Consider the following 21360-nt stretch of genomic DNA (forward strand, 5'->3'; position numbering starts at 1 on the left):
CTCCTTTTACAGAATGAATTGTTGCAATTTGATTCTCTATAACCCTTCCCTCAATTTCAAAAGGGATAATATTTCTAGTTGGACTATCAAGGGTTTCATTTATTAGATTATGCTCAAAAGATAAAAAATGTGATTTCGATAAGAAACATTAATACCTAAGTAAGCCAATAACAAGGCAACAGAATCCCCCCAGGTTTCTTCGGATATTTCATTTGTTATTAAGGACATCGCTAACAAGTTAAAATCAACAAAAAGTGAAGATAACTTAAGGTGTTTTTTTATGTTTGCAACTGATATATCAGATTTTGAACCATCTTGCATTGTGATCTGAGAATTAGATACTCTCCCAAAATGAATAATTCCATCAAGGATTGTACGGTAAGATTCACTGTTACGATTTTGTTGTCGAGCAACATATATATATTGAATTAATTTAGTGTTTTTGAATCCTACCGTAGAATCAGTTTTTTCAAAATTCTCATAATAACTGTAAATCGTTAAAGAGTTTTCATTTTTTTTACCAACTGCACCAACAGATTTTATTGGATATTCACATTTAATAGGAACTGTTTGCGAGCATAAATTAGCGAAATGCTCAAATACACTAGTGCGAGAACTATCATCAACAAGAAATATTGTATGTAGTGGTTGATTGGGATGAGAGATTTCTGATGTTAAATTTATGCGATTATAACTTAGATTTCTAGCAATTGATGCGATAGAACTATTAAAGCGATGACTATTTTTTATTTTTTCTAACTCTGCTTGATTATAGGTTTGGTTCTCTTCCTCATTAGTCCCATAAATAGCTTGGTCAGGATCGCCAAACCGTTGCATCTTAACTTGATCATTATCATTTCGAAAGATTGTGTTTAAAAATTCATCTTGAAATTTTTGGGTGTCTTGCATTTCGTCGATAAAAACGATAGGAAAACGAGATTGAATTGCTTTTATAATATCAGGGTTATTGTGGATATAGTCTTTTGAAATTTCATACATTTCATGATAAAAGAAATAACCTTCTGCCATAAGTGTATTTTTTACATTTATCAAATCTTGATAACTGTTCGACTGTGATTCTCTACGGAAACCAGGGATGTTAAGGTTAAGGTATCCATCTATAAATTTATATTGCATAGCTTGGATGGATATTATTCTGTTTCTTTCAAGGTAGTTTTTCGTTCCTCTATGAAGCAAACTCCAGCCTCTTGCACAACATATTTCATCATCGATGTGAGTTATTTTAAATCCTTGAGAACGAAGATAAGGTATTGCAAGAAATTTATTAACGAACTCTTGAATAGTGCCGATGAAATGTGGTGAAGTTAACAATTTTCCACCATGTATACTCGTTTGGAGACGGTCTGTAATTTCTTTTTTAGCTACATTAGTATGCGTTAGGACACACACACCTTGATGTAAACTCATCCATTTTTTCGCGATAATTAACAACTTGGCCGCTACCATTGTTGTTTTTCCACTACCAGGACAAGCCTGGACATCATTATATGATTGTATTATCTCGCGTCTGGCATCATCAAATAACAAGTTTAACTCTTGCTCAACATCGTTGATGTCTCTTTCAGTAATTTCAATGTTCATTCGGCATCTCCTCGTCATTAGAGAATTCTTCTGTTACATATTCGATAGCTTCTATAATATAAGGAGGTAGCTTAGACCTTAACTCTGAAGGTCGCTCACTATATTTTGATAAAATCTTTGCAAGAAGATAACTTACTTCGCTCTTTCCATCACCTTTATTTTCGATTTCTCCATATAATTGCACAGACCTTATTTGTGCATCAGTGCTAAGATCTTCATAGCCTATAAGGTTACCATGGAGGGCCTCATATAATTCTTCACTTAGCCCATATTTAGCAAGGCAAAATTCAAATGTCCAGTCATTTGATATAAATGTTTTAACAAGTTCTCCGTCAAACTCGGCTTTACTATTTTTTTTCTGATTTATTTGTTCTGATGTCAACTCATTCAGCCAATGTTGAAGGTTTCCCCCTCGGCCGGTGGTTTCATTAGGCTGTATTTTTTGTTTAAACCCATAACTGTTTGAGGTTGTTGCCTCCGCTTCATCTGGCCATAGGTCTAAATCAGTAACACACCCAACTTTAATTGGGAGATGAGAAGGGGACGTTGAAGCGGTGTTAGAACGATAAACTTTAGCGTACCTCTTTCTGGATAAACCATTGACATTAACCAGTGATACGGCATAATCCTCTAGAGGTCGCCCTAGTAATTCAGCTATTTTAGGTATTAACACCATCTCTGCAATACCCTCAACAATTAATATACCTCTTGCAAAAAACATATTTGCCTTAGTTGAGTCTAAGAATTTCTCAAGAAATATATAGTCATCACCACTTAGAGCGGTGCATTCCTTTCTTAAAGGAAAGGCTTTTCCATCTTGCATTAAAATTAAGCTTTCCAAGGGGGCTTTTGATGAAAGCACAGGACTGTGAGTAGATAGAATACATTGCAGTTTACTATTTTCAGTCCTGAGGTAATTAATGAATTTCAACTGTAGTTGGGGATGAAGATGGGCCTCTGGTTCCTCAACTAGCAAAAGTGAATACTGATCCTCCTCCTGACGAATTAACATTAGTTCCGTAGCCATAAACAATAGACTGTTATAACCTAATCCATGTTTAATTCCTGAGGTGTTGAGTTCAAGTGATAATTTCTCTAAAATAGATTTTAGAGCAAACGTTTTCTCCGGGGCACTCATTTCAGTATATTCTTTACTCCCAAATAAACTTAAGAAAGGTGTAAAGATATTGGATTTGAATGTTAAAGAGTTCAAAAGAGTTGAAATTTTCTCTTGAGTCATTTGAATCGAAGAATCATTTTGAATTGCCTGTGTGGCGCGAATTAGTAATTCAATAATCCGCTGTGTCGCCCTTTCATCTCCAGCTAAACTGACATTACTTCCTAAAATCTGTGAGAGCCTTGAAGTTCGCCCTGCCGATAGTTCAACCTCAGCATCGCGTAGCGGTTTTAAATATGTTGTAGCAAGATATTCTCTGATGTCTCTTTCTATGATGGGACCATCGTTACTCAAACCAGATCGAATTTCCGTCTTGATAAATTGAGTCTTTTTGAATGGATTGATTGTTATGTTTGCTGAGAGATTTATATATAAACAGCTCTTGCTAACATCCGTTGTCACTTCTTCGTTGGTTAAGTATTCTAGAAATAATCCTAGTTCACGGGCTGACAGATCTTCAAATTTTAATTGGATATATAGTTCATTCTTGCCGCTGAGGAAATCGGTACTTTTTATACTCACCCATTCCACAGATGTAGTATCAAGAACAATCCGGACTGCATCAATGACGGAACTCTTCCCTGCATTATTTTCACCAACAAGTAGATTAAGCCCTTTATTTAACGCTAAGGAAAAATCTTCAAATTGTCTGAAATTGTTTATTTTTAGATTTGATAAATACATATTTTCACCAATGTGTTTTAACTGTGTGTAATTTAACTTGCTTTCGGAGTAATCCGTTTTTATATATTGATATATACGAAAAGATAGCACTGAGAACTGAATCATTGCAATGTCGAAGATTCAGTTGAGACCAGTTTATCAGCTTTAGTTCTTCGCCAGTTATTCCAGCCGCAACCTCTCTCTAAGCTCTTTCACCAGTGACACATCATCAAGCTCCGCGCTGATCTCATGACGAATAGCATTACCGAACTGCTCGCTACGCTCACAGCTATCATGATAACCATGTTGCAGCCAGTTCCAGCTCCCGAGAACGATGTAACGGCCATTGATATAAGCACCTTTTTCATGGGAAGCTTCAGTCAGGCTGATAACATTGTCTTTTCCAAGCTGTTCTTTGTACTCAGTAACCAACATCTCATCGTTATCATCCGCACGATCCAAGCGCTGATGATAGTAGCCGTAATAGACTTTAACCCTGATTCTGCGCCGCTGTGTTGCTACCAGTTGCGCCAGTTCTGGTCTTTGATATTGTTTACCCCCCGACGGCTCCAGGGAGTGATAATAACCAGCTCCTGTTCACACTGGCTACCCAGCGCACTGAATGCGGCTATATGTTCACAGTCAAGGTAATAACGTTGTAGGCGCGGTGTCTGGCTCAGACTGTCGAAATTTGGATGCTGGCTACCCTGCCCATAAGGAAATCTTCAGCTACAGTGTCCGCAAGAACTTTCAGGTATCCACCTGCTTGCTGCAACCGGTGGTGGTTACCTACCATGATAAACTGCTGTTTTGCGCGTGAAACCAGGCTGGCCGGTATTTTTCTCTTTTCCGCACCACTAAGTTTCAGATAATCTTGCCATGCGAAAAGAATGTCGTTAGATGAATTTTTCATTATTCTGATAGTGCTATTATTAGCCGATCTCCTTGAAATCAATGATCTCAGGATAACACAGGCATGTACACTTTAACCTAGGCCATATGTCCTTCTCTGTATGAAAATATGTAATTAGTTACAACATACTGAAGAGAGAATTAGTTTGAATGGGTCAGTGCTTTGCCTTGTGTTGTGTCTTTGCAGATAAGAATATCCAAGTCTGAGTAAACCTGTAACTATGTAGAAAGAGAACGGCAGGTTGAGTATGTAGATGTTGTGATCGACATCACTCTGCCCAGTTGGCGATTGATCTAATCGCACTGTCGGGGCTGCATTCCTTCAAAGTGATTTACTATTTGGTGCGGCTATTTAGATAAGAATACTGAGTTTACTGGCTAACAATTGTCTATGGACAGTTATAGGACAGAACAAAACCAACATGAAAGCCATTGCTGTAAAAATGATATTTTTATTATCAATATCAAGAGAAAAGATAGTCAAGAAACATAGCTGTTCTTAATTGATATCGATTTTTTTCAGAAAAATCGTTAGGATAGTCGTTTTGCATACAGGAGCAACGATGCGCGAGAATAAACTTATCTGGGTTGTTGATGGTGATGATTTAAAAACAAAGCACCGACAAGGTGGAATGATTGCATTAAAAGGATTTGGATATCAGGAGGCACATGCATTAAATTATGTTATAAAATTATTAACATGCGATGATGGCTTAGTACAGCTAAGATATGAGGGGGCTCAAGATGTAGATATTATGTTTGGGGATGGAAAACAGCTCTATATACAATATAAAGAAACTGCTGGGACAGAGTACACATTCACTGAAATGCGTGATATTTTGCATGGATTCATGCGTGATACTATAGATGCATGTGGACATCCAGCTAATACTAAGCATCTTGATACTCTACAACTGAGTTTTTTGTTTGTCTCTACGGGAGTCTTTGTCGGTCCCGAGATGATGAAATTAATTAGAAACACATCAACCAATACACTTGCAAACACACTCTCAAAAGGATTTACATACGAGAAAAACCCGCTTTCTACAAAAAATGAGTACAAAGCAGTTGCTGAATATGTTCTTAATCATGTGCAAGTTAGCCTTGATCAAAAACAGGAAATTAAGAAAGATTTAGAGTTGTTAGCAATAGCTAGATTGGCTTTATTTGGCGTCCCAATTGAACGAATCAATGATTCTATTTCAAGAATTAAGGAATTATTTATAAAACCTTGTTCGTTATTTGCATATGATATATCGCAATGCCTAACAGGTCTTGCTCCTTACCACCCATTACATAATGATTCTCCATTTAATCTTCTTCCCGGCGATAATCAATTCACAGCAAAAGAACATGCTGCTGAAGAGTTTAGAGAGAGTGGCAGGGGGTCATGGGAAGTTGTTCATTATGGCATGGATATTATTCGTGACCAATCTGATAAAGTTTATCAAGACTTTAAAAATATGGGTAAATCTTTATCGTTGATCCTAATTTCGGGTGCATCAGGAACCGGTAAATCAACTCTTATCCGTCGTGTTGCTTGGGATATACATCGTTCAGGTCAAGCTCTTGTTTTCGAGATGACAAATCCATCAAAATTAATTGAGCAGGCATGGGATGAAATTGCACGTCTTGCTAAATTAGCTGGCAAACCCGCTCTAATTGTAATTGATGATATCTCAAATCACTCGCAAATTTTTGAAGATCTAAAGCGTCATACCTATAGTAATATAGTCATCATCGCAACTGACAGGTCGGCGAACTGTATCCCCAAAAATTACCCGGCATCCCTATGCATCCATACTCTTGCTGCGGTATCTGAAAATGAAATAGATGAACTAGCTAATGTTCTTGATAGAAAAGTAAGTCCAGGTAATAAAATAAAATTACTATCTTTAATGCAATCAGGGGAGATTTTTCCCCTTTCCTTGCTATTAATGGGATCAAGTCTAACAATAATAGCTAAGCGAACTATACAGAAAGCTAAACAACATGGTAATAAAGCATACGAACTTTTTCTCAGTCTTTGTGTGTGTGGTACTTATGATCAATCAGTACCCAAAAGTCTGCTAATGCGTATGGAACCATCTGTTAGTTTTTGGGCAGAAGCTAAAAAAGAACACTTAGTTTTTGATGAAGTAAATCGTCGGTTTAGATCTGGACATGCGAAACTTGCAACCAGTATTTTAGAATGTGTTGAACCTGACATCATGGCTTTGAAAATATCTTTGTTGAAGAATATTGATGCCAGAGATATTGATGAGCGACGTTTTGGATTGGGATTGTTGCAGAATGGACTGGAAAAACAAGCTCCTGAACTGAAATATTTTACACGTCCTCTTATGGAATTTTCCGAGACTATAGTTGAGGTCGGTGATTATCTGGATATTGTCCGTTGTCAAAAAATTATAGATGCCGCGATAAAAATGGAGGCATATGATCTAAATGTAATTTGTTTACGTTTGCAAAGCGTCCGTACGTCAGAACGCGTACGAACAGGCCATGATGCTGTAGTTTACTTAACTGATACTCAAGAAGATGTAGAAATAACATTTGCCGTAGTTTCAAGAGTTTTTGCTAAAAACGAGATTTTTTTTGGTCGAAGCAAGTTTATGCGCTGGATTAGTGAACATACCCGAGGACGAGAAGTGCTTCAGCAGCAAGCAGTTGTCCTTCATTTTGAATGGCTAAAACTTAATAGATATCCTTTCTCTGAAACCTTAGCACTAATCAACTGTATAACACATGGTAATGCTCAGCTGTCAAATACTACAAATACAGAATTTACCGAAATAATACTAACCATTTTAAATAATCTCGATTTTTCAACAAAGGCTCAGATTGAATTATTAGATAAAATATGTGAATCTAATATAAGTCGATTGCGTGATGAGCGAGCGGTAGGTTGTATTCTGGATAGGGTAAATGAATTTTTAGATAACCTGAAATTGGATGAGAATACTGAGGTTTTACGTAAGTTAGCATCATTGTCGATAAATATTGGAGGAGAAGGTGACAAAAATAAAATGTCAAAATTACTGATTGAATTGTTACCATCCCTTCCTCCAAAATTTATGAGAATAGCTTTTTTTTGGTTGGTAAAATTATCGCCAGGTAATCAAAATTCCATAATGACAGCTTGGACAGCTATTTTCCAAAATGCGGATGAATCTGACTTGCCTGACTTGATAAATAATTTTATCAAAGCGCTATCACCCGGTTTTGATGTTAGTTGATTAAAACAGTTAGCTTGATTTAGTAAAAATGGCACTCATTCCTTCTGGTGAAAATCGGAGTAAGATTGCGTGGGGTAATTACATCCCGGAATCGGGCTAGCATTACAGCCCCCTAAAGGCGTTGTTTGCAAAGGTTCATGTTTGTCTGAGTAACTATATTCCTGAATGTGTTGCTCCGAATTTACGGATTGCCTTGAAGAAAAGGGCTGTTCTGGCGGTGTGCTTTGAAAGGCGTACACCTGAGCAGCACAGAGCCACAGTAAGGACAGTAGGGTGCAGCGGGTGAGTGCATTCATATATTCTCCAGACGGAAGTTACGCTAATTGTATAATATGCGAGATTGACTTAATAAAACATCAACGAAGTACTGAAAATATAAAACCAGGTATAGAACTCTACATGCCGATAGTCGCCGGGAAATATCGTGGCCAGATTTTTCGTTAATGCTCATAGTCAGGCAACAAGGGTCGCTGCAGTAATGACTTCTGAACCTTATAACAAACTTCGGCACGACACTTTTATCGTCTTTTTCATAATAAAACCTCCGTTTTTTGTTTTAATTGTCCTCCGGATGTTTCGGACATTGGATGCCCGTAACATCCGGAGGCTGCGGGGACGGGCGGCAAAGAGCCCGTGAAGATGCCCGTAATGAATGGCAACCCCCCTCAGGAATGAAGAAAATACGTAATCAATGCGGGGTATGCTTTGTTGACCACTTTTACCGAAGTACTTTTCTATCTCAGAAGTAGGTTGTCCAGAAAGAGGAAACTGGCATCGCCAGTACCAATGCAGGAAGCATACTGGCTACCGGGAAGACCTTGATACCGGAAATACGCAGGCCAGTCGCCACCATTAGAACGCCACCCACAGCTGAAAAGTCGGCCTGCATGGCAGGCGTGGTCAGAGGCAATATATATATCGCACTGTAGGCGAGTGCTAACTGAATGACAAGCTGGGGGAAAGCGACTAATGCCACGGCGTAACCCAGGGTTGTGGCAAAAATGAGGGCGGTCAACAAATCTAGGAACGCTTTCGCGATAAGGATGCTCGAGTCCCCGGTCATGCCTTCGTGCATCGCACCAAAAATACCGGTGCCACTGGCACAAAAAAGGACGATGATCGCCACATAGTTTTGTAAAAACTGCGCCTGTGAGTCTTTGTCTCCGGGATCGCTTTTCGCGACGAGCTCCACCAACCCACGGGCTTTTCCGCCCAGGTGGCTTATCCCTTTTTCCAGATAGCAGAGCTCGCCCACCAGTGTACCGAGAAGGACCGAGAGAATCATGACGGGCATATGGCTGACACTTGTCACCAGGACGATCCCCATACACAGGGAGGCTGCACCAAAAATGAGCGGCATTGAAGTACGTAACCTTTCAGGTAGACGTGAGCTAATGATGGCTCCTGCCATCCCGCCGATCACGACGGCAGAGCCGTTGAACCATGGGCCTGTAATCATAGCGATTTACTCCTGTTATTCAGGTTGGGAGTTTCACCCCAGCGCGGCAATGTGTCGCAATCAAGGTCGAGTAAACTCAGCGCCCGCGCAACACTATGAGCGATGATGTTCTCAGTACTCGCAGGGCGTGCATACCAGGCAGGTACGGGCGGAAAAATGATGCCGCCGGTTTCGGTAACCTGAAGCATGTTACGAAGGTGCCCGGTATGCAGCGGCGTTTCCCGGACCATCAGAACCAGCCTCCGGCGCTCTTTCAGGGTCACATCGGCTGCTCGCGCCAGCAAACTGTTGGTAAAGCCCGCCGCAACAGCGGCGAGGGTGTTCATCGAGCAGGGGGCAATCAGCATCCCGGATGCCCTGAACGAACCGCTGGCGATGTCGGCGGCAATATCATCAAAGGGATAAATTACATCAGCCAGCTTATGAACGTCGTCTTCTGACAGAGTGGTTTCCAGACTGCGGGTCAGATGAGCGGCAGGAGAAATCACAACGTGACTTTCCACGTGAAGTTGTCGCAGATAACGCAGGGCCTGCACTCCATATAAAAAACCGGATGCACCACTGATCCCAATGATGACGCGCTTGCGAGGAGAACATTCAGATGTCGACATTATGGCGTCCTCAGTACTTGAAGTTATCCGGGAGGAAACGACTGATCTCGACCTCCATGAATTCGCAGCGGCGAAACTGGCTTTTCATCGTGAACGGAACGGTACAGTCGAAAATAGTTTTACAGGCGATCCCGTGGTCGCGGACGGAGTAGCTAAAAGCCGGGTCAGAGGACGGATCGAGGGGGTGGCACCTTACGCCGGGTATGAACACCGTGCTGATATCGCCCTGATAGCGTGTCGTCATTGCCCATATCACGTCATTGAGATCGAAACTATCCACATCGTCATCAACCAGAATCACATGCTTGAGTTCCGAGAATGCGGAGAAGGCCAGAAGAGCCGCCTGACGCTGACGACCTTCATCGTTTGGCAGACGTTTTTTAACCTGCAATACGGCAAGATATTTTCCGGTCCCGGGTGATGGGCAGTGAACATTTTGCACAAAGCCGGGAAGGGCGCGCTCCACCAGTTGCAGAATACTGGCCTCGGTGGGGATCCCCGCCATATTGGTATGCTCGTCACTTGGACCAATACAGGTCTGCAGAATTGGGTGACGGCGGTGGGTGATGGCTTTCACTTTAATCACTGGCACCATTTGCTGCGCCTGTCCGGTATAGCCGGGGAATTCCGGCATGGCTTTACCACTGTTGGTATTTTGATCTTCCCTGACCCGATAGTTAGGAATGAGTTCCCCCTCGATAACGATTTCTGCGTTCGCAATGGCCCGGGCATTCACGGTCAGACACTGGCATAGCTCGACAGGCTGTTTACGCAAGCTCCCTGCCACTGACAGTTCGTCAAAACCAAGTGGAGTTGTGGGCGGTTCGAAGCAGGCACCGATTTCAATGGCTGGATCGACACCAATGCTGATCGAGATAGGAAGTGGAGCTCCGTCTTCCTCGGCCTTCTGGCGGAACACATCCAGATGCCTGCCGGGAACGAAGTACATGGATATTTCATCCCTGTTTTGCACGCACAGGCGGTGAATAGTGATGTCGTGATCGTCGGTATGTGGATCGGCGGCGTAGCACATCCCGAGAGTGAAGTAAGGACCGGCATCCTCCGGCGTATTCGTGGGGGCAGGCAGGATATTGAGGATACTGAAATCCGGATCGGATGCCAGATGGACTACTTCCTGACAGACGGCATTTTCCTGCGGAATAACGACAGGGCTTATCGGGGTGCTTACCGCGTCTTTCAGTAAAAAGGCCAGCTTATCGGGTGTGGTATCCAGTAGCCGGGCCACGCGTTTTCGCGAGGCGAGAAGGCCTATCAGCACTCGCATATCGGTATAGCCTTTAATCCGGTTAAAGAGCATGGCTGGACCGATACGGGTCGGACGCATGACCGTACCGTGTGCCCCAATGTAGCGGTACACCCCTGACAGTTCTGCACTTGGATCAACGGGTTCATCGGTTTCGATAAGCTCATCATCAAACTTGCGCAGTACGGCCAGCGCACTGCGCAGGTCAGTCACTTTTTGTGTTTGAGACATTACGTTTTCCTCAGTAAGTCGCCGGGAGACAGCATGCCCGGTGTGCTTTCATCTTCATCCTGCAGGCAATCACAGGACGAGCCGTTACATCACTGACAGTATGTGAGGCAACATAAATCCCCGTCTAATCACATTAACGACGTTTTTAATGTGGGATTGTTATCGAAAAATAGTGATTGGAGGAACGTGTGGACTATCGGTATTTGCATGCATTTGTGGTGCTTGCCAGAGAACTGCATTTTGGAAAAGCCGCACTGCGGCTCAACATCACGCAGCCAGCTTTAAGCCGTCAGATTAGAGTGCTGGAAGATCAGCTTGGCATGGTGCTATTTACGCGTGATCGTCGTCATGTGGCGCTGACTGTGGAAGGAACTCAGCTTGCAGCGGAGGCGCGGAGCGCTGTCAGTCATTACGAAAAAATGCTGAGCCGTGCGAGTAGCCTTCGAAAAGGCTATAAAGGACAACTCATACTGGGTTATGTCGGATCTTCCATTCTTGATCCCGCCCTGACACGGTTAATCACCTGTTTTCGCGAGACTAAACCGGATGTTGAGATTGTTATTGAGGAGCACAACGTTGACGAACAGCTCACCCTCCTGCTCGACCATCAACTGGATATGGGGCTGCTCCGATCGCCTGTTCCGCATTTTGCCAACCTGGACTACGTGGATATCGCCACCAGGTCACTCATCGCCGCAGTACCGCACACGCATCCGCAGGCAGGTGCCGGTAAAATAGAGCTGGGGACGTTGTCCGGGGATACATTTATGATCCAGAAAGATCCGCCCGGGGTCGGGCTAGGCTGGTCTGCATTACATGCCTGTGAGATGGCCAGTTTTGTCCCGCCAAAAATCTATTTTACTCGCGATGTTGCGGTGGCTATTGGCATGGTGTCGATGGGAATAGGAGTTACGCTGGTGCCAGAAACCCAGCGTTCTGTAACGTTGCCTAATGTCTGCTATTGCCTGCTGCACGGTCCCGAGGCCACAACGACCCTAACGCTTTGCTGGCCGAAATTCAGGAAAAGCAGGGAGCTGATCGAGTTTGTCCGCTCTTTAACGCTTGGTTGAATCTTAAGAAACACCCTGCCTCATATCTAAATAGCTGCAGTTGAGTCATAGCCAGCGATCAAAATTGAGAAGACAAATCCGGGGAGAGGTGCCCCAGCTTCCATCTTCAGGAAGATGTGTTTCAGGAATGCATTCGTGATGCTGGGGATACCGGCAAGACGATTTTCTCATCGGGTAGCTCTGCGGTATCGGAACAGTTGACGACGGCAGGGTGGTGAATGGGAACCTCGGGATGAAGCGCTCGGGCAAGAGGGATGGACTGTGCTGAAGAGAACACTGACAGAGCGAGCATGATGCTGGCAAAAAGGGGACTCTGGATATTCATTGTTTATCTCCTGATGATATTCATCGCTCCAGAGAATACGCTTGTCACTCTTTTAATTTGTTTTCCTGAATTAAAAATGCCCGGTTTTATGTGGTTCTTCCGTAAACGTTATTACATTAATTAACATCAAGTTTCTATCTCCGAAATGAGGTAAAAAAATAATTGTCGTGGTTTTTATCAAACAAATTTACCGGCAGCTCAGATCCGAACTAATACCTGTAAATTCAAACCCCAAACCCCAAACCCCAAACCCCAAACCCCAAACCCCAAACCCCAAACCCTTTCTCACCGCTGGCGAGTAAGGGGCTCTATATCTGTCTATTCAGGGATAGTTTTTTCTCCCGCGTGATTTCCGTTCATGTATCTGCTTCCGGTTAATCGTTTCCCAGCACAACCCGTCCCGCAAGGGTAAATGGCACGCATGCTGCGCCCTTGCGGGATGGAACGATGCCGGGAAAGCGAACCGTCAGGCGATACGAAGACGAAAATCACACCACTGACGGAGAAAAAACATGACTATTTCCCTTCATACCCAGATAAGTGCCCCTAACACGACAGCGGCGACCAGCGTATCCTCGCTGGATCTGTCAGGCTCCTCAAAAACGAAATGTTCAACGACCAGAACCGACATTTATCAGACTGTTACCGACAGCATAATTGCTGCGCTGGAAACCGGGGTTAAACCTTGGGTATGTCCTTGGCAGCAAACTCCCGGTATGTCCGGCTTACCGTCCAATTACGCCACCGGTACGGCTTACAGCGGAATGAATATCATGTTGCTTTGGTGCAGCGCGTCAAAACAGGGATTCTGTGATTCACGCTGGATGACCTACAAACAGGCAAAAGCGGTCGGTGGGCAGGTGCGCCAGGGAGAACACGGCACTACCGCCATTTTCTATACCACGCTGGAAAAGGAAAATGATAACGGAGAAACTGACTATATTCCGATGCTGAAAACATTCACTGTGTTTAATGTTGAACAAATTGACGGTTTGCCTCTGAGTGCTGAAGCCGTTTTTCCGGCAGAGACCTTTGAGCCATTACCACGTGCAGAAGCACTTTTTCATAGTAGCGGTGCAACCATTATTGAAAAAGGACAGAATGCCTTTTTTACACCTTCAACCGACGAAATCCGCTTACCGGAACGGTATCTTTTTGCCGATGCTGCCAATTTCTACGCAACTGGCCTGCATGAGCTCGTTCACTGGAGTGGGGCAAAAAGTCGGCTGAACCGTGAAATGAAAGGGAAATTTGGCAGCGAGGGATATGCGTTTGAAGAGTTGATCGCTGAGCTGGGGAGCGCATTCCTGATGGCGGATCTGGGGATAGTTGGAGAAGTTCAGCATGAAAGTTATATCGCTTCCTGGCTTAAAGCACTGAGGAACGACAAACGCTATATTTTCAAGGCCGCCAGCGCGGCATCGAAAGCACATTGCTATTTGATGGATAAAAGCTGAGTAGCAAAAAGCCGCAAAGGAATGCGGCTTTGCGAGCTGGGGTGCTAAACCAGTAAAGGTTTAGTTAGTAATATTGGTGAAGCAGAGCGAGCACCGAACAGTCATGTTCCTGTAGTGGAATTAAGACAATCCTAAGAAGGAACTTATGTACGGTTACTGTAACATATCAACGGATATGTTGTATTATTGTTTCCATAGGAAAAATCTGCTTAAAAGCGGTTGCTGATAGTGATTATTCGTATTGGAAGGTAATGGAAATGTGCGAAAGGATGTTTGAAAAAGAACTTTATTCTGAATGGGTTATACGCAACAGCCTATACTGGATGACTCCACTTACTCAATGGAAACTCCGTGAGGATCCATCCTACTGGACAATCTCTTTTGAAAGCGATAGCCCCGAATGCCTCTATGAATTCCAGAGGCTGCTGAATGATTACACTTTGCGAGAAAAACTAGAGCATAAAACAGGGGCGTTGAGAGATTCTATTGTCCATAAAGTGCTTCGCAGTGTCGATGAAAGGCTTTCTTAATGGAATTGATGCCTTTCAATTTTGACAGATTGCCCAATGGACAGGTGTTTTTAAGCAATCTCGCTGGGTTTCATCACTTCATTGATGAGAAAGGCCTGCTTGATCTGGCTGATGAGCAAATAAGTGCGGAACAATCAAACGCCCTAGAAAGTAAGCTTTTCATAACCAATGAAAGCTCATCTGCCACAACCCCCTATGCTTTAAGTGCTGCTTTTGCAAAACGATTGATGAATGAACTGGCAGTCAGGCCAATTTTCATGATTGTGCCCACATTACGTTGCGACCATACTTGCAAGTATTGTCAGGTCAGTAGAGCTTCCGTAAACGCCTCTGGTTATGATCTAAATCCCAATCTCATCCCTGACATCATTTCTACTATCAAAAAACTCTCGACGCCACCTTACAAGATAGAGATACAGGGTGGAGAGCCACTCTTGCGGTTCGATTTAATCCAGTCTATCTATGAGCAATGCGCTGAAACTCTGGGAAGCAACGATTTTGAGATGGTGATAGCATCAAGCCTGTCTGTCTTGAATGAGGATATGCTTGAATGGTCGAGAGACAGGAACATAACGTTCTCTGTTTCGCTTGATGGTGAGGAAGTTGTTCACAACAGTAATCGAATTCTTGGTCATGGGCTTGCTTACAGTAGAACAGTATCAGGAGTAGAGGCTATCAAACGGTCTTTAGGCTCTGGTCGCGTTGCAACGGTTACTACAGTTACTAAAGATCTTATCAGGCATCCTGAATCGATTGTCCAGGCTCACTTGTCTCTTGGCCTCAAGGACATGTTTATCCGACCTGTTAGTCCCTATGGGTTTGCACAAAAAGCATCGTTCACCTTTTCTATGGACGAATACTTAAGTTTCTATGCCTCGTTGATAGATGAAATCCTTAAGATCAACATTGAAGGGATAAGGGTTGTGGAACATTCGGCCTCCATTCATCTGAAAAGGATCTTCAATCCCGGTTTTAGTGGTTATGCGGATTTGAAGTCGCCAAGTGGGGTCGTGCTTAACAGTATTCTTTTCAATTATGACGGTCGAGTATATGGTAGCGATGAGAGCCGTATGTTGCAGAAGGTGAATCCTGAAACGGAGTTCAGTGCGGGTGAGGTTAAGACGCTATCATTTTCCAAGAGTCCTTACTATAACGCAGTATTGAGTTCATCGTTCAATTTTGCTCTGCCAGGTTGTGATACATGCGCGTATCAACCATTTTGCGGTGCAGACCCATGCCAGAACATAAGTGTACAAGGTGAGCCTGTCGGTGATAGGAGTCGGTCAACGTTTTGTCAGTATCACAAGGGGATGTTCAGGTATCTGCTGAACTCCATCTCAGAAGGTGGTCCGAAGGCTGAGATGCTAAAAGGATGGGCATATGTCTGAGGTTATCAGGAACGATATCTTTCATTTTGCTTCAAAAAAGAATGTGCCCACGGGGTTCTATCGGTTATGCAAACAAAAACCAGTGAACCCTTTATTCTTTTTGCCCAATTTACTGGTTGTTGCTGAAGGCAATAATGATGCCATTCAACCATGCTTTGATTACTCTGTTATTAGCACTGAATTATTTGAGTCAATTGAAGATGGAGATATTGGGATAATCAACAATGGCAATATGATACGCGTTATTCTGTCCCGCAGAGCCAATCATAATACTGTCTTAGTTACAGAACGCTGCAATAACCTGTGCCTGTTTTGTTCCCAGCCACCAAAGAAAGCAAATGATGACTGGCTGCTTACCCAATCAGCCCTTGCTATAGCTTCATTTGGTTTGAATGGAGTTGTTGGGGTCAGCGGTGGTGAACCCCTTCTGTATGGAGATGATTTCCTACATTTCATTGATTTTATCATCGAGAACTCACCAGATACTGCTTTGCATGTTTTAACAAACGGACGCAAATTTTCTGATACAAACTTTACTCAGGAAATGGCAAAGCGAAGCAAAAAGATAAAAATCACCTTTGGTATCCCGCTCTACTCATCAAGACCACTTGTGCATGACCATCTTGTAGGGAGTGATGGCGCATTTAATGAAACGGTTAAGGGGGTAATTAATGCAGGAAACTCAGGGATTAATATCGAACTTAGAGTTATTCCGACACTGGCTAACTATACAGAATTGGATGATATTGTAGAGTTCGTTGGCCGTGTGTTCTCCAACATCAATCAGATTTCCCTGATGGGGTTGGAATCTATCGGTTGGGCACGAAAGAACTGGTCAACAATCTTCATTGAGCACAGCAGTTATAGTGAGAAAATAACCTCCGCCATAGACGCTGCACACAGGTCAGGCATACCTCTAACAATTTTTAATTATCCTTTTTGTCATCTTCCTGAAAGAGCTTGGGAGCTTGCTGCTCAGTCGATCTCTGATTGGAAAAATTACTATCCGAAAGAATGTGATGAATGCACTCAGAAGTCTTCCTGTGCTGGTTATTTCAGTTCCTCAAAAGGCCGTTTTCATCAACCACCGAGACCAATTTTATGAAAAAATTTAATTTCGCTGCTTTACTTCCGGGATTTTTGGCACTCAATAATTCTGTATGGGCAAGTGATTCATCTACCGGAGCGAGTGATTTGCCAGGTATGACTCTTAATGAACATGATTTAGTGATAGCCCCACTTAACACCGAAGTTCCATTCTATATTGCAGGGCATCGCAGTCATAGCTCCCATCGGAGCCATAGTTCTCACAGATCATCATCAGGTGGCGGGTACTATGGTGGAAGTACACCCTATTATCCTAAAACATACAGCTCACCAAGCTCATCTGGCTCTTCAAGTTCAGGTACAAGTTCCTCATCGTCCTCTTCCTCTGTGCGTGCACTTCGCTCTAACGACAATAACATAACCACGACCACCAATTCTGTTGGAACTTCAGAAGTTAACCGTGCAAGTAATGGGCTGACTTCTGGTGCAGAGAAACGTAAGCGTTTGATCATGCGTGTTCAATTCGCATTGCTGGACAAGGGATTTTACAACGGGAATATTGACGGCATAATGGGGCCATCTACAAGGCTGTCTGTGAAAAATTACCGCATTGCGAACGGATTACCAATTCCTGCAACTGAAACACTCGACACTCAATTATTGAATTCTTTAAATATTTTGGCTCGTTAAATCTCAGTGGAGCATAAAATGAAAAGTAATAGCTCGGCTTTACCGTTTTTGGCTCGATTCGCTACCGAGAGAATCGAGGGGGAAAACATTCCTGGTTGGTACTCGTATGAGCAAGACCTTTGGGTAGTTGAAGAGGATAGGATAGAAACCCCAATAATATCTAAATATACTCTTACACAGACAGTAACTAAAACTAAAGTAAGGCAAGAAAGTGATGATGATTCATCAATTTCTATGCTTGAGTTAACCACTAAAACAGAGGCGCAGCTTGAAAGGGATGATGCTGATTCAAGTATGAATCACCTATTAGAGTTAATGACGAAAACAGATACAATCCAAGAACGAGACGATGATAACTGGAATAAAGGAAATTTTCTGGAGTTATCTATTAAAACATTTGTTGCAGTAGAAAGAGATGAGGATTTCTCTATGCATACTTATGATCACCAAGGGGAAGGTGTAATTTAATGATATTATTAGTGACTAATAAGCGCGATATAACTATGGATTATATCGTAGTTGAGTTAAAGAAACGAGGTGTCAAGTACTTCCGTCTTAATACAGAAGACTTGCCAAGATCATACAGTTCTATGTCAGATTCATCATTTATGGATTGGAGTATATCTATTAATGGAAACACGATAAAAGGTATCGATGTTAAAGCTGCCTACTTTCGTAGACCTGGGAATCCCGAAGTTCCTGCCTCTATAACTGATCCTAGTATTGCTGATTACATTCAGGGAGAATGGAATAGTTTCCTTAAGAGTCTTTATTCGCGACTTGATTCTTTTTGGTTTTGCTCGCCTGCTAATATAATTTTAGCTGAAGATAAACCAAAGCAACTGGTTGTCGCTAAACGTTTGGGTTTTAATGTTCCTGAGTCGATTGTCACTAATTCATTTGAAGAAATAAAAAGATCTAGCACTAGTTCTCAAATGATCGGCAAACCTTTACGACAAGCTCTATTTATAAGTGATGATACTGAAAGTATAATATTTACCAACAGGTTAGGTCAGCTAGATGAGGCCGATTCGAGTTCACTTTCTTTGGTGCCTATTATAGTTCAGCATGAGATAATAAAAAAGTTTGATGTCAGAGTAACGGTAGTTGGAAAAAGAGTTTTTTCTGTGGCAATTTACTCCCAAAGTCATAAAGAAACTAAGGTAGACTGGCGCAAGGGTTCTCGAATTGACTTAAAACATAAATCTTTAGAGCTACCTCCGTCAGTGAGTTCTAAGTGCATAGATTTAGTCGAATCACTTAATCTTCGATTTGGGGCAATAGATTTGATTTGCGACGAAAATGATGTTTTTTGGTTTTTAGAAATTAATCCTAACGGTCAATGGGCATGGATAGAAAATCAGACGGGTCTTCCTATTGCTAGTTCTATAGTCGATGAACTGATGAGGATCGGTAGATATGAATTTTGAATACATCAGAGAATTCTTTTGGCCAGTTTTAGTTGAACTTAATCTTGAAGAAATAAGACAAGACCAAGAGAAGCTGGATAACGATATCTTAAATATTAAAAATACTGACTGGAATAATGAAAGTGAACTAGCCCTAGATGAGGCAAAAAAACTCAATGAATTAGAAAATCAAAGAAGATTAGGTGCAGAGAGTAAAGCTGCCATATATTTAACAGCAATCACTGCTCTTGCTCCTGTATTGGTCTCGTTAGTTCCCGGTATTATTAGCAGTGATAAAAATAATGCTTTTGTTAATTTTTTGTCATTCGCAATTTTTGTCTATGCACTTGCTAATTTGCTTAGAGCTGCATTATGGGCTTTTAATACCTTAAAAGTTTCTGCTTCCAATAGAATCGACACGGTAGATTTAGTCAAAATTTGGGGGGGGGATGGAGATGAATACAAAAAAGATTTAATTGTTGAAAATCTTTGTGCTGTTAGAAAAAATAGAGACGGGGTTAATCGTAAGGTAACATGTATTAAAATGACGCATGAACTTCTACTTAGAACATTTCTTGCGTTTGTTTTGCTCCTATTTTTACAAACTTCCATGGCTTTTATTCCTAATATTGACATTGCTAATCAGATATCTTCAACTACATGTAATGATAAACATGATATTATTCAATCTCCAGTTAATGTTTATAAAATAGAGTCAATTTGACCGATGCGAATCTAAATGCTGAATTGTATTAGTCGCGTGTCCACTATTGGAGGGTATGATCAAGCAATGTCTGCTTCTGGCACGGAGCGAACAGAAAGCAGGGCCACCAAATCCGCCACGTGCCAAAAAACTAAATTATGATCTGACAGATACATGTATCAATGAAACTGTCGCTGCCAGATCAATTACGCCATTTTCTGTATTTTGCATTCAAATTAACAATATTCAGGAGGCATAAACTGAAAGGAGCTCTTTAGCTGCCAATTGACCAAGCGCATTGGCCGCAAAAGGACTGTCACCTGTCAGTACCTTACGATCCTTGTACACGCTTCCTTTAATATCATCATTAACAATATTCATCCCCATTTGCTTAAGCACCTCCCCAAAATACCATGTGAGATGGCCCGGCATATAACCTATATCGGGCGTCTGCTTATCAGCTGAATCAGGGAAAGCACAAATAGAATATCCTTTTAGAGGGTTTTCACCATTGCGCAGCGAAAGGAATGCTGCTGGGCCATGGCAAATGGATATGACGAAGCGGTCATTGTTCATGAACCAGCGAAGAGTATCGGCTACTGCGCTGCTTTCTGGCAGCCCAATCAGTGCGCCGTGGCCACCAGGAATAAACACGGCAGCATATTCACTTTGCTTGTTCAGGCTATTCAATACATCAGACAATTTTTCAGGATTTTGGAACTTGTCTCTATACCGGCTGAAAAATGGCATAACTTTCTCATCCTTATGCGGCATCGCCCAGTATTCGAACTTGGTCATGTAACCTGAGATTGTCGCAATGTCAAAATCAAAACCAGCGGCATGCAGGTGATACATTGGAATAAGCGTTTCAACAGGATGGTTTCCCGTTGAGAACAGAGCCCCGCTATCAGTCATCAGGTAACGCTCATCCGCAGCAATGACCAGCACCTTCTTCCCTCCCATGCACTTTTGGGGATAGTCATAGTCACTAAGGTCAGATACGGGACTGGTAAACTGACTAAGAGAATAGTCAGAGGGGAAAAATGCGTTTTCTTCAGCATGATCCACTTTCGGATGTTTACTTTTATCATTTGTCATTACGTATTCCTCGTTGATTGGTGTTAACTCTCTTTCTCGGGCCTGAATTCGCGGCTTATAATGGCGACCAGGATAGCCTGAGTAGTGGTAGTCTCTTCCATACGGTTGCGTACGTATCTCAGGTGGTTTGCTACAGCATGCGGAGATATTTCCAGTAAACCAAGAACCACTTTAGCTTTTGATGACTTATACCCCCAAACTTAACGCTCCATTAATACCCATATTTCTGAATACAGGAATCATTTGTCGCGCAAAATGCCACTAACAAAATTATAACAATTTAATGACTTTGAAAGTGGCTTTGTGTTCCAGTTTTATGCCAGGAGAAATCACTCGATATCTTTATTAAATATCAATTTAACTGTAAGTAATTCATGTGTTTTTTTTATAAAAACAACTTAAAATCAGTTCGCTTCAGCCCGGAGTAAGCGTCCAGTGAACGACCTCTTCATGAACGAAACCGAGAAAAATAGGCTACAGTCACAACC

Annotated in this window: 18 protein-coding genes; 10 read left to right on the plus strand and 8 right to left on the minus strand. The window is 42.3% G+C overall.

Annotated elements, in window-relative coordinates:
- Positions 1 to 102: 102 nt before the first annotated feature.
- The 4 genes from ACG1VR_RS08290 to ACG1VR_RS08305 form a co-directional block, all read right to left on the minus strand.
- Positions 103 to 1602, minus strand: coding sequence for a UvrD-helicase domain-containing protein (locus ACG1VR_RS08290; protein WP_395490686.1), 1500 nt, complete (start codon positions 1600 to 1602; stop codon positions 103 to 105).
- Positions 1592 to 3463 carry an ATP-dependent nuclease gene (locus ACG1VR_RS08295; RefSeq protein WP_395490687.1) on the minus strand — a complete coding sequence of 624 codons (1872 nt, stop codon included), beginning with the start codon at positions 3461 to 3463 and terminating at the stop codon, positions 1592 to 1594. The genes ACG1VR_RS08290 and ACG1VR_RS08295 overlap by 11 nt, the downstream gene beginning before the upstream one ends.
- A gap of 159 nt (positions 3464 to 3622) precedes the next feature.
- Positions 3623 to 3877, minus strand: a complete 255-nt coding sequence (locus ACG1VR_RS08300; protein WP_233608859.1) for a hypothetical protein — start codon at positions 3875 to 3877, stop codon at positions 3623 to 3625.
- Positions 3878 to 4118: 241 nt separating this feature from the next.
- Positions 4119 to 4355 (minus strand): hypothetical protein, encoded by a 237-nt coding sequence (locus ACG1VR_RS08305; protein WP_395490688.1) that lies wholly within the window; start codon positions 4353 to 4355, stop codon positions 4119 to 4121.
- 562 nt (positions 4356 to 4917) lie between these two features.
- Between ACG1VR_RS08305 and ACG1VR_RS08310 the strand changes: the two genes are divergently transcribed.
- Positions 4918 to 7590, plus strand: coding sequence for an AAA family ATPase (locus ACG1VR_RS08310; RefSeq protein WP_395490689.1), 2673 nt, complete (start codon positions 4918 to 4920; stop codon positions 7588 to 7590).
- A gap of 739 nt (positions 7591 to 8329) precedes the next feature.
- Here the strand turns inward: ACG1VR_RS08310 and ACG1VR_RS08315 are convergent.
- From ACG1VR_RS08315 to ACG1VR_RS08325, 3 genes are read right to left on the minus strand one after another with little or no spacing between them, the layout of a single operon-like run.
- Positions 8330 to 9049, minus strand: coding sequence for a DUF554 domain-containing protein (locus ACG1VR_RS08315; protein ID WP_395490690.1), 720 nt, complete (start codon positions 9047 to 9049; stop codon positions 8330 to 8332).
- Positions 9046 to 9660 (minus strand): UbiX family flavin prenyltransferase, encoded by a 615-nt coding sequence (locus tag ACG1VR_RS08320; RefSeq protein ID WP_199962839.1) that lies wholly within the window; start codon positions 9658 to 9660, stop codon positions 9046 to 9048. The genes ACG1VR_RS08315 and ACG1VR_RS08320 overlap by 4 nt, the downstream gene beginning before the upstream one ends.
- Before the next feature lie 10 nt (positions 9661 to 9670).
- On the minus strand, positions 9671 to 11155 hold the full coding sequence (locus tag ACG1VR_RS08325; protein ID WP_199962838.1) for a UbiD family decarboxylase: 1485 nt from the start codon (positions 11153 to 11155) through the stop codon (positions 9671 to 9673).
- 188 nt (positions 11156 to 11343) lie between these two features.
- Between ACG1VR_RS08325 and ACG1VR_RS08330 the strand changes: the two genes are divergently transcribed.
- The 9 genes from ACG1VR_RS08330 (at position 11344) to ACG1VR_RS08370 (ending at position 19795) form a co-directional block, all read left to right on the plus strand.
- Positions 11344 to 12225: a LysR substrate-binding domain-containing protein gene (locus ACG1VR_RS08330; RefSeq protein ID WP_199962837.1), complete on the plus strand. Its 882-nt coding sequence runs from the start codon at positions 11344 to 11346 to the stop codon at positions 12223 to 12225.
- A gap of 837 nt (positions 12226 to 13062) precedes the next feature.
- On the plus strand, positions 13063 to 14007 hold the full coding sequence (locus ACG1VR_RS08335; protein ID WP_395490691.1) for an ArdC family protein: 945 nt from the start codon (positions 13063 to 13065) through the stop codon (positions 14005 to 14007).
- Positions 14008 to 14258: 251 nt separating this feature from the next.
- On the plus strand, positions 14259 to 14537 hold the full coding sequence (hxsD, locus tag ACG1VR_RS08340; protein WP_370552109.1) for a His-Xaa-Ser system protein HxsD: 279 nt from the start codon (positions 14259 to 14261) through the stop codon (positions 14535 to 14537).
- Positions 14537 to 15925, plus strand: coding sequence for a His-Xaa-Ser system radical SAM maturase HxsB (hxsB, locus tag ACG1VR_RS08345; protein WP_199962835.1), 1389 nt, complete (start codon positions 14537 to 14539; stop codon positions 15923 to 15925). Before hxsD ends, hxsB begins: the two co-directional genes overlap by 1 nt.
- Entirely contained in the window at positions 15918 to 17030 is a 1113-nt protein-coding gene (hxsC, locus tag ACG1VR_RS08350) for a His-Xaa-Ser system radical SAM maturase HxsC (protein ID WP_395490692.1), read from the plus strand. The genes hxsB and hxsC overlap by 8 nt, the downstream gene beginning before the upstream one ends.
- Positions 17027 to 17662 (plus strand): His-Xaa-Ser repeat protein HxsA, encoded by a 636-nt coding sequence (gene hxsA, locus ACG1VR_RS08355; RefSeq protein ID WP_199962833.1) that lies wholly within the window; start codon positions 17027 to 17029, stop codon positions 17660 to 17662. The genes hxsC and hxsA overlap by 4 nt, the downstream gene beginning before the upstream one ends.
- An 18-nt stretch (positions 17663 to 17680) precedes the next feature.
- On the plus strand, positions 17681 to 18130 hold the full coding sequence (locus ACG1VR_RS08360; protein WP_199962832.1) for a hypothetical protein: 450 nt from the start codon (positions 17681 to 17683) through the stop codon (positions 18128 to 18130).
- Positions 18130 to 19092 carry an MvdC/MvdD family ATP grasp protein gene (locus ACG1VR_RS08365; RefSeq protein WP_395490693.1) on the plus strand — a complete coding sequence of 321 codons (963 nt, stop codon included), beginning with the start codon at positions 18130 to 18132 and terminating at the stop codon, positions 19090 to 19092. Before ACG1VR_RS08360 ends, ACG1VR_RS08365 begins: the two co-directional genes overlap by 1 nt.
- Positions 19082 to 19795, plus strand: a complete 714-nt coding sequence (locus ACG1VR_RS08370; protein ID WP_199962830.1) for a hypothetical protein — start codon at positions 19082 to 19084, stop codon at positions 19793 to 19795. The genes ACG1VR_RS08365 and ACG1VR_RS08370 overlap by 11 nt, the downstream gene beginning before the upstream one ends.
- Before the next feature lie 225 nt (positions 19796 to 20020).
- On the opposite strand, the gene hchA is transcribed toward ACG1VR_RS08370, so the two are convergent.
- The gene (gene hchA / locus ACG1VR_RS08375) at positions 20021 to 20872 is read right to left on the minus strand and encodes a glyoxalase III HchA (protein WP_395490694.1); all 852 of its coding nucleotides are present in this window, start codon (positions 20870 to 20872) and stop codon (positions 20021 to 20023) included.
- Positions 20873 to 21360 lie beyond the last annotated feature (488 nt).

It is taken from the genome of Cedecea davisae (genome assembly GCF_044095835.1).
Lineage (GTDB): Bacteria > Pseudomonadota > Gammaproteobacteria > Enterobacterales > Enterobacteriaceae > Cedecea > Cedecea davisae.

What these genes read in the sequence shown, in the direction of transcription:
- hxsA (WP_199962833.1), top strand. Translation starts at nt 17,027, where the DNA reads ATGAAAAAATTTAATTTCGCTGCTTTACTTCCGGGATTTTTGGCACTC.
- ACG1VR_RS08290 (WP_395490686.1), bottom strand. Translation starts at nt 1,602, where the DNA reads ATGAACATTGAAATTACTGAAAGAGACATCAACGATGTTGAGCAAGAG.
- hxsD (WP_370552109.1), top strand. Translation starts at nt 14,259, where the DNA reads ATGGAAATGTGCGAAAGGATGTTTGAAAAAGAACTTTATTCTGAATGG.
- ACG1VR_RS08310 (WP_395490689.1), top strand. Translation starts at nt 4,918, where the DNA reads ATGCGCGAGAATAAACTTATCTGGGTTGTTGATGGTGATGATTTAAAA.
- ACG1VR_RS08370 (WP_199962830.1), top strand. Translation starts at nt 19,082, where the DNA reads ATGAATTTTGAATACATCAGAGAATTCTTTTGGCCAGTTTTAGTTGAA.
- ACG1VR_RS08335 (WP_395490691.1), top strand. Translation starts at nt 13,063, where the DNA reads ATGACTATTTCCCTTCATACCCAGATAAGTGCCCCTAACACGACAGCG.
- hchA (WP_395490694.1), bottom strand. Translation starts at nt 20,872, where the DNA reads ATGACAAATGATAAAAGTAAACATCCGAAAGTGGATCATGCTGAAGAA.
- ACG1VR_RS08295 (WP_395490687.1), bottom strand. Translation starts at nt 3,463, where the DNA reads ATGTATTTATCAAATCTAAAAATAAACAATTTCAGACAATTTGAAGAT.
- ACG1VR_RS08300 (WP_233608859.1), bottom strand. Translation starts at nt 3,877, where the DNA reads ATGTTGGTTACTGAGTACAAAGAACAGCTTGGAAAAGACAATGTTATC.
- ACG1VR_RS08365 (WP_395490693.1), top strand. Translation starts at nt 18,130, where the DNA reads ATGATATTATTAGTGACTAATAAGCGCGATATAACTATGGATTATATC.
- ACG1VR_RS08305 (WP_395490688.1), bottom strand. Translation starts at nt 4,355, where the DNA reads ATGAAAAATTCATCTAACGACATTCTTTTCGCATGGCAAGATTATCTG.
- hxsB (WP_199962835.1), top strand. Translation starts at nt 14,537, where the DNA reads ATGGAATTGATGCCTTTCAATTTTGACAGATTGCCCAATGGACAGGTG.
- ACG1VR_RS08315 (WP_395490690.1), bottom strand. Translation starts at nt 9,049, where the DNA reads ATGATTACAGGCCCATGGTTCAACGGCTCTGCCGTCGTGATCGGCGGG.
- hxsC (WP_395490692.1), top strand. Translation starts at nt 15,918, where the DNA reads ATGTCTGAGGTTATCAGGAACGATATCTTTCATTTTGCTTCAAAAAAG.
- ACG1VR_RS08320 (WP_199962839.1), bottom strand. Translation starts at nt 9,660, where the DNA reads ATGTCGACATCTGAATGTTCTCCTCGCAAGCGCGTCATCATTGGGATC.
- ACG1VR_RS08325 (WP_199962838.1), bottom strand. Translation starts at nt 11,155, where the DNA reads ATGTCTCAAACACAAAAAGTGACTGACCTGCGCAGTGCGCTGGCCGTA.
- ACG1VR_RS08360 (WP_199962832.1), top strand. Translation starts at nt 17,681, where the DNA reads ATGAAAAGTAATAGCTCGGCTTTACCGTTTTTGGCTCGATTCGCTACC.